The organism is Streptomyces albiflavescens, assembly GCF_014645835.1.
In the GTDB taxonomy this organism is placed as follows: domain Bacteria; phylum Actinomycetota; class Actinomycetes; order Streptomycetales; family Streptomycetaceae; genus Streptomyces; species Streptomyces albiflavescens.
The window spans coordinates 69,476-82,014 of record NZ_BMMM01000004.1; the positions used below are offsets into that span (position 1 = coordinate 69,476).

Sequence of the window (12,539 nt, forward strand, 5' to 3'; positions counted from 1 at the left end):
ATTGACCATGTTGCGCAAGTTGGTGACCAACTCACTGGTACTTATCTCCGCGTTGGGTCGACTCATAACCACCTATCAGGTAACTGCCCAAAGATGGCGGGAAGTTGTAGTGTTTGGTCGTGGAGCCGGAACACGCCGCCGTCAATGGGCGGAGCAGGTCACCACGGCCACAGTGGTCACACCGCGAGGTGGCCGACGAGCTGCGCAGCCGGATCAGGTCCGGTCAGCTGCGAGCAGGCCAGCGCATGCCCACGCAGGCCAAGCTGGCGGACGAGTTCGGCGTCGAGCGCGGCGCCGTGCGCCAGGCGCTGCGGATCCTGCAGTCGGAGCATCTGCTCGTCAATGTGTCCAAGGGGAGTCCCGCGACCGTCGCGGACCACCCGGACAGGTCTCTGACCGGCCCCGAAGCTCCGCCACAGCCCACCACGGTGGCCCTCGGCGCGCGGATAGCGGCCGCCTTCGCGGCCCCTCATGTGGAGATAGACGCGCTGTGTCTGACGTCGATCTCGCTGACGCTTGCCATCGGCGAGCCCCTCCGTCAGATTCACGCCGGGCGCATAAAACCGGCCAGGGTGGACGTCCGCCTGCTGCTGCCGAGCAGTGATATCGACCTTGCCTTCCCGGCCCCTGTCGACTCTTCCGTCGACGGCCGCCTCCAGCGCAGCTGGCTGGCCAACCGCAACGCCCAGGCCCAGGTGCTGCGCCACAACCTGCTGGCTCTGCGGTCCACGCACGGCATCGATGTGAACGTCATCTTCCGCGCGCTCCCCTTCACGCCACCCGTGAAGCTGTATCTGCTCAACGGCGCCGAGGCCCTCTTCGCCTACTACACCCTCGCCAAGCGCGAGGAGGAGATCGACGATGTGCATCTGGAGATGTACGACGTCCAGGGCACGCAGTCCATGCTCTTCCCCTTTGTCCAGGGTGCCGGGCTGCGGGACACGACGTTCGTGGAGCAGTCCCACCTGTGGTTCAACGCACTGTGGGAGACCATCAGCTCGGAGCTGCTGCTCACGAACTGATGGCCTCCTGGGCCGTGCAGTGGCTTCTCGGACGGGAGACTTCCCAGCTCACAGGGCGGGTCCGGCGACCATCAGGGCGAGCATGACCGCCCCGATGGAGCTGCACGTAGGATTCTTCGCCTTGATCCCGATGCTGAGCAGCAGCAGCCCGGCGATGCCGATCGGGCCGTAGTGCCATTGGACGAGCTGCTCGAAGCCGACGACGAAGACGGCGGAGAGGAGGGCTATGGCGGGCATGGTGGTTCCTCCTGCTTTCAAGTCCTGCTTCAAGGGAGACCGGTGGGAGGCCGGCCGGGAGGGGAGGCAAAACTTCCGCCAACTTGGCCAAGTTGGTAACCAACTCTGTTTAAGTTGTCCCCACTTGGCTACTACTCATAAACAACTTTCAGGCAACTCCCCATAGATGGACCAGAGTTGTAGCGTTTGGTCGTGACCCAGGAGAACGTGGCAGTGAACGGCAGCAGAAGGACCTCGCCCCAGGAGATCGCCGACATCCTGCGGGAGCGCATCCGCGTCGGCGACCTCAGGGCGGGCGACCGCCTGCCCACCCAGGCCGAGTTGGCGGAGGAGTTCGGCGTCGAGCGCGGCACGGTCCGTCAAGCCCTGCGGGCACTCCAGGACGACGGTCTCCTCAGCAATGTCAGCAAGGGCAGCCCGCCGAGGATCGCCGATGTTCCCGCCGCGCGGGACGAACCCCAGCCGACGATGGTGGGGCTGGCGCCTCGCCTCACCGAGGCGTTCTCCGTGCCGCATGTCCGTGTGGACGCCGCCAGCCTCACCGCGGAGACCCTGATGGTGGCCCTCGGGGAGCCCGTCCGCCTGATCCACGAGGGCAGGATCTGTCCGGAGTCGATCGACGTGCGGATTCTGCTGCCCTCCCGGGACATCAACCTGGCCTTCCCCGTTCCGGTGGAGGGACGCGGAGAGGACGACCTGGTCCACAAGCGCTGGCTGGACCAGCGAAACGCCCAGGTGGTCGTCCTGCGCCACAACCTCCAGGCCCTGCGCTCCTCCCACGGCATCGACGTCCGCGTGACCTTCCGCGCCCTGCCGTTCACTCCACCCGTGAAGCTGTATCTGCTCAACGAGTCGGAGGCGCTGATTGCCTACTACATGATCACCAGGCGCGAGGAGAACTCGGACAGCGGCGTCCTGGACATGTACGACGCACTGGGCTCGGCATCCCTCCTGTTCTCCTTCGAGAAGCGAGCCGGCCAACGGGACGCGGCGTTTGTGGAGGAATCCCAGAAGTGGTTCGACGCCCTCTGGGAAACCATCACCACGGACCTGACACTCTCCTAGTGACTTCTGACATGACGCAGACTGAATCGGTGGCGACAGCGACAGAGAACCTACGGGAAGTGATCACCAGCGCCCGCTTCGTGCTCTTCGACTTCGATGGGCCGATCTGCCGGTTGTTCGCGGGGCACGCCGCGGAGGATGTGGCGGGGGCTCTGGTGGAGTGGCTCGAGCGGCAGGGGCTGCGCGGGCTCCTGACCGAGGAGGAACGCGGCCACCCCGACCCGATGGTGGTTCTCTACGCGGTCAACCGGGGTCATCCGCACAGCGATCTGGTGACCGAGCTGGAGGAGCGGCTCACCCAGCAGGAACTCAAGGCGGTGCCTTGGGCCATGCCCACCGCGTTCGCGGATCCACTGATACGGACCTGGAGTGCCGTAGGTGTCCGGCTGGCGGTGACGACCAACAACTCCCCGCTCACCGCCGCCCGTTACCTCGCGCGCCGAGGTCTCACCGAATGCTTCGCGCCCAACATCTACGGCCGCACCCGCAACCTGCACCACCTCAAGCCGGACCCGCACTGCCTCAACCGCGCCCTGAACGCCCTGGGTGCCGCCCCGTCGGCGTCTCTCATGATCGGCGACGCCCCTTCGGACTTTCTCGCCGCCGAACGGGCCGGAGTTCCGTTCCTCGGCTACGCGCGTAACGAGGGCAAGGAGAAGCAACTGAGGGACGTGGGAGCCAAGCATGTGGTGGGGTCACTGGAGCCGGTTCTGCGGGTGCTTCGGGGTCAGCTCTGAAGCTGCAGGGTGAGCAGGAGAAAGAGGAACGCCGCCCATCCGGCCAGCCGTGGATGCCCCGCCCGTATGCCCACCAGCGCCAGGGTCAGCAGGACCAGACCCGCGAACCCGAGCTCCGACTGCACCAGTTGCGCGGTTCCGAACTCGACGGCTGCACCCACCAGTTGGAAGATGACCATGTCCCCCACCCCGTCCGCTTCACGGAAGCGATCAACTACCAGTCCAATTGGACTGGTTGACTTGAAATTGGTTTTCCCGGCCGGGTTGATCCCTTAACTACCAGTCAAGATGAGCTTGCGATGTGACTGAAATTGGTTTGCTTGTCGGTCGCAAGCGGTACGGTCGGCATGTGGGCGAAGAGCGGAGCGGTGAAGGAGGTGGCAAGGAGTTCCGGCGTGTCCTGGATGATCTGCGCAACCGCATGGTCAACGGGGACTATCCGCTCGGGAGCTCCCTGCCGGCGCAGCGACTCCTCGCCGAGGAGTTCGAGGTGTCCCGGGACACCGTTCAGCGTGTGGTGAGGACACTGGCGAGCGAGGGCTGGGTCGAGTCCCGGCAGGGCAGTGGATCCCGCGTGATCAAGACCCAGCGGATTCAACCAGCGGTCCCGCAGGGTGCGAAGCCTGGCCCCATGGCTCTCGGCCCGATCATCAGCAAGGCGTTCGGCCGGTCCGAGGTCAGCCTGGACGTCTTCACGCTGACCGGTGAATCCCTCGACACCCATGTCCGGTTGCAGGCGTTGCGGATCCGCGCGGAGCCTCACGGCGCACCGCAGCGCGTCGCCGTACGCATTCTGGTGCCTTCCGAGGATGCCGAGCTGCCTTTTCCCCGCTCCAAGGACGATCCTTCCGACCGGCGCCCGGTGGAGCGGGTGTGGGACATCGCGCGTCGGTCCGCGTCCTCACTACGGCACGTCCTCGAATCGTTGAGGGTCGAGAAACTGGTGCCGGAGGTCAGCCTGGAGATCCGTCACACCTCCGTCGTTCCGAACTTCAAGTTCTATCTGCTCAACGGTTCGGAGGCGCTGTTCGGGCTGTACCAAGTGGTGGAGCGCCCGATCTTCCTGGACGACGGGGAGGAGCTGACCGCCGTCGACGTCGAAGGGATAGGTGCCAACCTCATGCATTACGAGAGGGACGCCGACCCGGAGTCCCCGGGCTCTTTCTTCGTGGACAGCATGCAGACCTACTTCAACTCCGTATGGACTCTTCTCTCGGAGTAGTCGGCACCCAGGAGCCCGTGGGCCGCGGCGATGACCGGAGCGTGTGATGAGACCACTCCGTCCGCGCCGTTTCGCCGCATCAGCTGTCGGCGCTTCCTGTCCCGCGTGTATCCGAGGAATCGGACTCTCGCCGACTTGGCCGCCCGGAGGTCGGTGAGCTGATCTCCCACCAGCAGGGCGCGTGAGGGATCCAGGCCATCCAGGCATTCCAGGGCGCGGAGCACTACGTCGGGATCGGGTTTCATCCGACGTGGTTCGCCCGGATCACGGCCGCAGACCGCCTCGAACTTCGACTGCAGGCCCGCGTGCTTGAGGTACTGCCAGATGGGGTCATCGGCGTTGTTGCTCACGATCACCAGGCGCTTGCCGAGATCGAGCAGTGTGTCCAGCAGCGTCTCGAGGTCCGGGGCCTGCGGGGCGGAATTCGCAGCGGCGGACTCATGCCGCGTGACGATGGTGTTCGCCAGGTCCAGAGGCCTTCGGCTGCGATACTCCAACGCCTCGCGGTCGAGCATGTCCCTGAGATGGTGGAGGATTCCGTGCGAGTCGTGGCAGTCCTCGACCTCCCGGTCGAGCGGGCCCCATTCGTGCCGCGCCATGACCTTGATCTCCTCGGCGATGTGCGCGGTCGGCTTCTTGCCGAACAGGTCGCAAATCGGCCCGTCGAAGTCGATGAGCACCGCGTCCACGTCGCGCAGAAGTCGTCTCAGCTCCTGACCACGGGATCTGCCGTACAGGAACCACATCGCTGTCACCCGGACAGTGTGGACCACGGGGGCCCGCGCTGTGCGCATGTCCGGCGCGTTGACGCTGCTCAGCGGAGTCTTTCGCACGAATGGGCGTCCATACGCTCACACAGGGGACGGAGGCGCGTTCACGCAGGGGATGGAGGTGATCGAAAGAAACCCTTCTGGCACGATGCCCACCCACGGGGGAGTACGGTGCTCCCCTCTTCCACCATTGGTGCGGTCTCACGCGAGAGAAACGGGCAATGTCACCCGAATCGGCTTCCTTGGCTCGGCAGCGAGCCGTTGAGGTGAGTGGCAATGCGAGCGTGGTCGAAGGACCACTCCATGGCTACCACCATGAGACGTATGTCTTTCCCCTTCCTGGTGGGGCCGAGGAGGCCGGGCAGGTCCGCTGGAAGTGCCGCGAACCGCGCAGCACCCTGCTGTGGTTCGACCGGCGTTGCTTCGCCTCCGAGGAGCAGTTGCTCCGCGCTCTGCAGGGACACATCCGGGGCATCCCCGACATCATCCAGGCGGGGCCCGTCGGTCTTCAGCGGTTCATCGAGGGAGAGACGCTCGGGGCGCGGTACGGATCAGGGCGTACGATCCCTCTCTCCATCGTCCGGCAAATCGTGGAACTCTTCCGGCAGTTGGTCGGCGTGCGGCCTGAAGTGCTGACCGTGGAGAGGAGGTGCGAACCCCAGGACCGCGCCGTCGAAGGCGACACCTCGGGCTTTTTGGAGCGGCTCATCTGCTTCACCGAAGAGCGGGTCTACCAAAGGAACCTGCCCACTTTCGAGGGCCTGTTCGGTTCGCTCGGGGTGGACGGCGACTCTTTCAAGCGGCTCAGAAAGCAGGTGTCGGGGCTGACGGAACGACCCTTCTGCCTCCTGCACGCCGACCTGCATCGCGAGAACTTCATCGTCGATCCCGAGGGCCGGCTCTGGACGATCGACTGGGAGTTGGCGATGGTCGGGGATCCGCTCTACGACCTGGCCACTCACCTTTACCTGATGCGGTACCCGAGGCACCAGGAACGCCGGATGACACAGGGCTGGCGCGAGGCCGTCGAGGATGTCGTACCCGGCAGCTCGGTCGGCTGGGAGGAGGACCTTCCCAGACTGCTCGACTACAAGCGGGCGCAGTCGGTGTTCACGGATGTCATCCGCATGTCCCTGTCGCTCGGCGCGGGGCCGGAGGCCGACGGGACTCTCCTCACCCGTGCGGCCGGAAAGATACAGAAGGTGCTGGTCGCCGCGGCGGAACCGCTGGGGATCGAGAGGGTGCCGAGCAGGCGTCGTATCACTGCGTCGCTCCTGCGGTGGTATCAGACGCACAGAGAGATCGGTACGGAGCGCGCGCTGTAACGTGCGCTGGGCGGCGGTGGTTTGTGGTACCCAGGTTGTTCCTGGGTTCTGTTCCTGGACTTCGGAATAGCTCACAAAGGAGCGGCCAGTGGGCGCACCTCCTTTTCCACGCATCTCACTCGGGGACTCCGACGGCGGCGACGCGTACGACGCATTCATACGTGAGGCGCTGCGCAATGGGGAGGCGAGCGCGGGCCACCACAACCGCAACTATGTGTATCCGCTGACGGAGCGCATGGCCCGGCTCGTCGGGCTGGAGCCGGGCACGCCGGTGACCGTCCGGATACGGCGGACCGAGGCACTGCCGGTGGTGATCAGGACTTGGCAGGACGAGGCGGAGTTCCTCGGTGCCATCGCGGGTGTGCTGCCTCATGCGCCGGTGTGTCTGTTCAAGCGGGGGGACGCGGCCGTCCAGAGTTACGTGAAAGGTGTGCCGCTCGCCGGCATCTGTCCGGACGGCAAGCCGGTCGACGGTGTGCTGATCAAGGCGATGACCGATCTGCTCGCGCGGATGTCGCGGGTGCGAAGGGAGTCCCTGCCACGGCTGCCCGACTGCTGGCCACGCAACGCCCGGGACAGTCAGGGCTTCCTGCGGACTCTGGCCATGCTTGCGGAACGGCAGATTCGGCAGACCAATTGGACTGACTTCGGTGGGCTGTTCGCGGCCCTGGGTATATCCGGCGATGCCATGATCGAGGTAGCCCGACGGGTCCCTGCCATGGCACGCCGCCCGTACAGCCTGCTCCACGCCGACCTGCACCGCGGCAACGTGATCGTGTCCTATGACGGCAACCCTCCGCTGGTCTGCGTCGACTGGGAGCTCGCGACCTACGGCGACCCCCTGCACGATCTCGCCACCCACCTGGTCCGCATGCGGTACCCGGACTTCCAGTGGGAAGAGGTGATCGACGCGTGGGCGTGCAGCGTTGACGAGGAGTGCCCCGCGGCCGCGAACGGACTGACCAAGGACCTGCGCCACTACGTCGACTTCGAGCGGGCCCAGTCCGTCTTCCCCGACGTGATGCGCGCGGCGAAGACGCTGGACGGTTCGCCCGACCAGACAGCCCTGGACACCGCGACGGCGGCGGTGCGCAGGGCGCTGGAAGCCGCCGCCGAACCGCTCCGGCTCCCTCATGTGCCCGACGAGGTCGAGATCGAGCGAACCCTGCTGCGCTGGCAGGCCGGCGGCCGGGCCAGGGCAGGAGACGCACGGCCCGTCCCGGTCCTGAACTGGGAACCGGATCGCAGGATCCCCGAGCGCCCCGACTTTCCCCATTCAGCGGTGCTCGGCGCGTTGATCGCCGAGGCGGTGGTCCCGGCGCACCGAGTGCTCAAGGGCACCGCGCACGTCAACTCGGTCGTGCACGTCCGGGACATCGACTTCCCGGTCGTCGTACGCCGCAGGCTCGCGTCGGACCGCTGCACCGAGTCCCGCTTCCTCAACGAGCACGCGGTCCTCAGAGCCGTCGAACGCTCCGGTCTCCCCGTTCAGGCACCGCGCGTACTGGCGGTGGGCGAGAGCTTCCATACGGGCCCGCGGCGCAGCGAGCCGTTCGCCATCCACACCTACGTCGGGTCGCACGACAGCGACCGCCCGCCCAATCATCCGGTGCAAGGTCTTCTGCCGCACGAGGCGGACGCACTCGTGGACCAGCTCTGCGCGCTGACCGAACTCGACTACCTGGAACTGGATCCGATGGCCGCGGATCTCCAGTTCTGCTTCTACGACTGGCTGATCGGACAGTTGGTCGACCTGGTCCGGAGGCTGCCCGAGGAGTCGCTCCAACTGGCGCGCGAGCTGGGGCTGCCCGACCCCGAGAAACTTCACCGGATACTCTCCCGGCACCCTCTGACCTCACGGCAGCCGGCCCTGCTGCACGGCGACCTGAACCCCTGGAACCTCGTGCGCCGCGAGGACCGGTTCGCGCTCACCCTCATCGACTGGGAGAGGGCGATGGTCGGCGACCCGCTGTACGACCTCGTGCGGCACATGCACCTCACGCCCACCGTGCCCGAGATCCGCGACCGCATGTTCGAGCGCTGGGCGAGCAAGCTCCCCGGCGTGTACACCAGGGACTGGGAACGGGACTGGCGCGTCTACCGGTGGATCGAAGTCGTCCGCTCCGCCTACGTGGATCTGGACCGCCTGCTCGCCCGCGGCGCCGACCTCAACGCCCCCAACGTGAGTAGGGCAGTGGACTCGTACAAGGCGACCCTCGAAGCCGCCACCACGTCGTTGGGGCTGCCCGACCGGCCGACGGCGAACCCCTATCTCGCCCGCGCGCTGCCGCGCGGTGACCACGGCGCCACCTGACCGGGAGGCTCTGGGAGCGCGCCGTGCGGGTGCCGCCGTCCCACGTGCACGTGGGACGGCGTGCTCACACCTTCAGCACGACCTTCCCCAGCAACTCCCGCCCCTCGATGGCCCCATGCGCCTCCCCCGCCCGCTCCAGCGGAAACACCTCGCCGATCACCGGCAGCAGGCGCCCCGCCGCCGCATCGTTGAGCGCGTCGGACGTGAAGCGGCGCAGGTCGGCGGGGCCGAACTGGACGTCTCCGATGCCGAAGAGCTTGATGCCCCGGCGGGTGGCTTCGGCCGGGTCGACGGGGGAGAAGCCGCCCGACGGTGCGCCGTGGGCCGAGAAGCGGCCGCCGTCGGCCGTCAGGGCGAAAGCGGCGGCGCCGAGTTCGCCGCCCACGCCGTCCAGGACGACGTCCGCGGCTTCGGTGGAGCCGCCGAGCGCGTGGCGGGCGGCCCGCGGCCAGTCGGGGTCCGTGGCGTCGACCGCCGCGTCCGCACCCAGTTCCCGCACCAGTGCCAGTTTCGCGGCTCCTCGGGCCACCCCGACCACCCGCGCCCCGCGCGCGTGGGCCAGCTGGATCAGCAGCGTGCCCATGCCTCCGGAGGCGCCGAGGACGAGGACGCGGTCGGTGGGGCCGACGGCGGTCAGTTCGAGCAGGCCTGCGGCGGTGACGCCGTCGTGGACCAGGGCCGCGGCCGGGAGCAGGTCGAGGGAGTCCGGCACGGCGGTCAGGGCCGAGGCCGGGGCGAGTGCCCGTTCCGCGTAGCTGCCGGTCACGAACGCCGTGACCCGGCGGCCGAGCCACTCGGCGGGGGCATCGGCCCCGAGTGCACTGACCACGCCCGACACACCGCCCCCGGGCACGTACGGGGGCGTCACCGGGAAGAAGTCCCGGCCCCAGCCCGCCCTCACCTGTGTCTCCACGAAGATCGTGTCCGCGTAGGCGACGTCGATCACCACCTCGCCCGGTCCCGGAACCGGGTCCGGAATCTCCACGGGTGTCAGGACCTCCGGGCCGCCGAACGCTTTCACCTGTGCTGCTCGCATCGGTAACTCCTTGGAAGCGGGGTCGATGCGGTGCAGTCTTCGACCTCAAGTCCGGTTGAGGTCAAGCGCCGGCCCGGTCGGTGCGTAGGCTCATGGCCATGGGTGAGATCGGACTGCGCGAGCGCAAGAAGCAGCGGATGTACCAGGCCGTCTCCGACATCGCGATCGGACTCTTCCTGGAGAAGGGGTTCGACGCCGTGTCCGTCGCCGAGATCGCCGCCGCCGCCGAGATCTCCAAGCCGACTCTCTTCCGGTACTTCCCGGCCAAGGAGGACCTGGTCCTGTACCGGTTCGCCGACCATGAGGACGAGGCCGCGCGGGTCGCCGTCCGGGGCCCCTCTCCGGTGGAGGCGTTGCGGCGGCACTTCCTCGACGGGCTGGAGCGGTGCGATCCCATCACCGGGCTCAACGACCACCCGGAAGTCCTCGCCTTCCAACGGCTGCTCTACGGGACGCCCTCGCTGGCGGGCCGGATGTACGGGTATCTGGAGCGGTCCGAGGCCGCCCTTGCCGAGGCGCTCGGCGGCGACCTCGGCGCCCGGCTCGCCGCAGGGCAGATCGTCGCCGTGCAGCGCATCCTCGCGCAGGAGAACTGGCGGCGGATCGCGGAGGGGGAGGGGGCCGAACAGGTGCGGTCCGATGCCGTCGCCGCGGCCGAGGAGGCGTTCGCGCTGCTGGGGGCGGGCCTGCCGCGATACGCATGACCTCCGCTCACTGGCCGTTACCAAGTAAAAAATGTAACTCGGTAACGAAACTCGGTTACCCTTGATGGCATGACGTCACCCGACCCTGCCCTCAACCGCTCCCTCACCCGCGAACGCATCTACCACGACACCTGCCGCGCCGCCCTCGCCGCGATGGTCGCCGGTGCCGAGGAACAGGTCGTCATCGGCGAAGACGTCTCCGCCTCCGGTGCAGACGCCGAAGTGCTCGGATACCGGCTGCGCAGCCAGGCGAAGGAGCTGCGTGAGCTGCCCCGAGGCCCTTTGTTCTTCGGCAAGCTGGAATTCGGACGGGATGCCGGGGCGGCCGGCGGGCATGCCGGGCAGAGCTATCACATCGGCCGGCTGCGGATCACCGAACATCCTTCCGCACCACCCCTCGTCGTCGACTGGCGCGCCCCCGTCTCGCGCGCCTTCTACCAGGCGGGCGCCGGCGACCCGCAGGGCGTCGCCGTCCGCCGCCGCTTCGGCTGGGCGCCCGGCAGCCAAGGCGATTCAACTGACCTCACGGGCCTGGAGGACGAGTACATCGGCACAGGTCACGAGCCGGACAGTCGCATCCTCGTGAGCGAGATCGAGCGCCCCCGCGTCGGCCCCATGCGCGACATCGCCGCCACGATCCAGCCCGAACAGGACGATCTCGTACGAGGTGATCTCGGGCTCTCGGTCTGTGTGCAGGGCGCCCCAGGCACCGGCAAGACGGCCGTCGGCCTGCACCGGGCCGCGTACCTCCTCTACACGCACCCGCAGCGCATCCGCCGCGGCGGTCTGCTGATCCTCGGCCCCAACCGCACCTTCCTCTCGTACATCTCGGAGGTTCTGCCGGCGCTGGGCGAGACGGGCGTGCGGCAGTCGACCGTCGGGGACGAGATCGCCCGGCACCCGGTGAGAGGGGAGGACGACGAGCGCGCCGCCGTCGTCAAGCACGACGCCCGGATGGCGGAGGTGTTGCGCCGGGCTCTCCACGCGAACATCGGCAGTCCCGCCGACTCCCTCGCCGTGCCGGACGGCTCGTACCGCTGGCGCGTCCCGCTCGACACGCTCCGTCGCATCGTGGACGGCGTACGGGCCGAGGAGCCCCCGTACGCCGTCGGACGCGAGCGCGTGCGGACGCGGGTCGTGCGCCATATGCAGGAGCAGGCCGAACGGCGCGGCGAAACGGCTACGAACGCATGGCTGCAGAAGATCTCCCGGGCCCGGCCGGTCGGGGCGTACGTCGACGCGGTGTGGCCCCGGGTGCGCCCGGAGGAGCTCGTCGCTCGACTCCTCACCGACGCCGATGCGCTGGCGGCGGCGGCCGAGGGCATCCTGGGCGCGGACGAGCAGAAGGCGATCCTGTGGGTCAAGCCGCCGCGGTCGTGGAAGTCGGCGCGGTGGTCGGCCGCCGATCTCGTCCTCCTCGACGAGGTCGCCGGGCTCATCGAACACCCTGAGGGATACGGCCACCTGGTCATCGACGAGGCGCAGGATCTGTCGCCGATGGAGTGCCGGGCGATCGCGCGGCGGGCGGCGTTCGGGTCGCTGACGGTGCTCGGCGATCTCGCGCAGGGCACGACTCCGTGGGCCGCGCGGGAGTGGGGCGAGCTGCTCGGGCACCTGGGAAAACCGGACGCCGCGGTGGTACCGCTGACGACCGGTTTCCGGGTGCCGCGCGCCGTCGTCGAACTCGCCAACCGGCTGCTGGGACGACTGGACGTGGCGGTGCCGCCCGCTCAGTCCCTGCGCGGGGACGGTGAGTTGAGGGTCCATCCGACGTCCGACGTACTGTCCGCGACCGTCGACGCCGTGCGCGGCGCGCTCACCCACGAGGGTTCCGTCGGGGTCATCGCCGCCGACGGGGACGCCGTACGCGTGCGGGAGGCGCTCGGCGCCGCCGGAATCGCGACGGAGGGCCCCGGCGAACTGGGCGCACGTGTCGCGGTGGTGCCCGCGGGGCTCGCCAAGGGACTTGAGTACGACCATGTCGTCGCCGTCGAGCCGGCCGCCGTCGCGGAGGCGGAGGCGCGGGGGCTGCACCGCCTGTACGTGGTGCTGACGCGGGCGGTGTCGCGGCTGGACGTGGTGCACGCGCGCCCCCTCCCTTGGTGAG

The 12,539-nt window shown here is 68.2% G+C and carries 12 protein-coding genes; 8 read left to right on the forward strand and 4 right to left on the reverse strand.

The window, feature by feature from the left end; all coding sequences use genetic code 11:
- Positions 1-113 precede the first annotated feature (113 nt).
- Positions 114-1,022, forward strand: a complete 909-nt coding sequence (locus IEY95_RS12715; RefSeq protein ID WP_189186092.1) for a winged helix-turn-helix domain-containing protein — start codon at positions 114-116, stop codon at positions 1,020-1,022.
- Between the two features lie 48 nt (positions 1,023-1,070).
- On the opposite strand, the gene IEY95_RS12720 is transcribed toward IEY95_RS12715, so the two are convergent.
- A complete protein-coding gene (locus tag IEY95_RS12720; RefSeq protein ID WP_189186093.1) occupies positions 1,071-1,259 on the reverse strand; it encodes a hypothetical protein in 189 nt (62 codons plus the stop codon).
- Positions 1,260-1,445: 186 nt separating this feature from the next.
- Here IEY95_RS12720 and IEY95_RS12725 point away from each other — a divergent pair, with 186 nt between their 5' ends.
- Complete coding sequence (locus IEY95_RS12725; protein WP_189186094.1) at positions 1,446-2,324, forward strand: GntR family transcriptional regulator; 879 nt, start codon at positions 1,446-1,448, stop codon at positions 2,322-2,324.
- Positions 2,273-3,061 carry an HAD family hydrolase gene (locus IEY95_RS12730; RefSeq protein ID WP_229702856.1) on the forward strand — a complete coding sequence of 263 codons (789 nt, stop codon included), beginning with the start codon at positions 2,273-2,275 and terminating at the stop codon, positions 3,059-3,061. Before IEY95_RS12725 ends, IEY95_RS12730 begins: the two co-directional genes overlap by 52 nt.
- Here the strand turns inward: IEY95_RS12730 and IEY95_RS12735 are convergent.
- Entirely contained in the window at positions 3,052-3,240 is a 189-nt protein-coding gene (locus IEY95_RS12735) for a hypothetical protein (protein ID WP_189186096.1), read from the reverse strand. The two genes, IEY95_RS12730 and IEY95_RS12735, sit on opposite strands and share 10 nt — an antisense overlap.
- A gap of 170 nt (positions 3,241-3,410) precedes the next feature.
- On the opposite strand from IEY95_RS12735, the gene IEY95_RS12740 reads away from it, so the two are divergent.
- Positions 3,411-4,283 carry a winged helix-turn-helix domain-containing protein gene (locus IEY95_RS12740; RefSeq protein WP_189186097.1) on the forward strand — a complete coding sequence of 291 codons (873 nt, stop codon included), beginning with the start codon at positions 3,411-3,413 and terminating at the stop codon, positions 4,281-4,283.
- Here IEY95_RS12740 and IEY95_RS12745 read toward each other — a convergent pair.
- The gene (locus tag IEY95_RS12745; RefSeq protein ID WP_189186482.1) at positions 4,247-5,029 is read right to left on the reverse strand and encodes an HAD family hydrolase; all 783 of its coding nucleotides are present in this window, start codon (positions 5,027-5,029) and stop codon (positions 4,247-4,249) included. The genes IEY95_RS12740 and IEY95_RS12745 overlap by 37 nt on opposite strands.
- 245 nt (positions 5,030-5,274) lie before the next feature.
- On the opposite strand from IEY95_RS12745, the gene IEY95_RS12750 reads away from it, so the two are divergent.
- Positions 5,275-6,378 (forward strand): phosphotransferase family protein, encoded by a 1,104-nt coding sequence (locus IEY95_RS12750; RefSeq protein WP_189186098.1) that lies wholly within the window; start codon positions 5,275-5,277, stop codon positions 6,376-6,378.
- 88 nt (positions 6,379-6,466) lie between these two features.
- On the forward strand, positions 6,467-8,692 hold the full coding sequence (locus tag IEY95_RS12755) for an aminoglycoside phosphotransferase family protein (protein ID WP_229702858.1): 2,226 nt from the start codon (positions 6,467-6,469) through the stop codon (positions 8,690-8,692).
- Positions 8,693-8,756: 64 nt separating this feature from the next.
- Here IEY95_RS12755 and IEY95_RS12760 read toward each other — a convergent pair whose 3' ends face one another.
- On the reverse strand, positions 8,757-9,728 hold the full coding sequence (locus IEY95_RS12760) for a zinc-binding dehydrogenase (protein ID WP_189186099.1): 972 nt from the start codon (positions 9,726-9,728) through the stop codon (positions 8,757-8,759).
- A gap of 98 nt (positions 9,729-9,826) precedes the next feature.
- On the opposite strand from IEY95_RS12760, the gene IEY95_RS12765 reads away from it, so the two are divergent.
- Positions 9,827-10,432, forward strand: coding sequence for a TetR/AcrR family transcriptional regulator (locus IEY95_RS12765; RefSeq protein ID WP_189186100.1), 606 nt, complete (start codon positions 9,827-9,829; stop codon positions 10,430-10,432).
- Between the two features lie 69 nt (positions 10,433-10,501).
- On the forward strand, positions 10,502-12,538 hold the full coding sequence (locus IEY95_RS12770) for a HelD family protein (RefSeq protein ID WP_189186101.1): 2,037 nt from the start codon (positions 10,502-10,504) through the stop codon (positions 12,536-12,538).
- Position 12,539: the final 1 nt, after the last annotated feature.

Excerpts from the sequence above, each read along its gene's own strand:
- IEY95_RS12720 (WP_189186093.1), bottom strand. The coding sequence starts at position 1,259 with ATGCCCGCCATAGCCCTCCTCTCCGCCGTCTTCGTCGTCGGCTTCGAG.
- IEY95_RS12735 (WP_189186096.1), bottom strand. The coding sequence starts at position 3,240 with ATGGTCATCTTCCAACTGGTGGGTGCAGCCGTCGAGTTCGGAACCGCG.
- IEY95_RS12745 (WP_189186482.1), bottom strand. The coding sequence starts at position 5,029 with ATGTGGTTCCTGTACGGCAGATCCCGTGGTCAGGAGCTGAGACGACTT.
- IEY95_RS12750 (WP_189186098.1), top strand. The coding sequence starts at position 5,275 with ATGTCACCCGAATCGGCTTCCTTGGCTCGGCAGCGAGCCGTTGAGGTG.
- IEY95_RS12760 (WP_189186099.1), bottom strand. The coding sequence starts at position 9,728 with ATGCGAGCAGCACAGGTGAAAGCGTTCGGCGGCCCGGAGGTCCTGACA.
- IEY95_RS12765 (WP_189186100.1), top strand. The coding sequence starts at position 9,827 with ATGGGTGAGATCGGACTGCGCGAGCGCAAGAAGCAGCGGATGTACCAG.
- IEY95_RS12770 (WP_189186101.1), top strand. The coding sequence starts at position 10,502 with ATGACGTCACCCGACCCTGCCCTCAACCGCTCCCTCACCCGCGAACGC.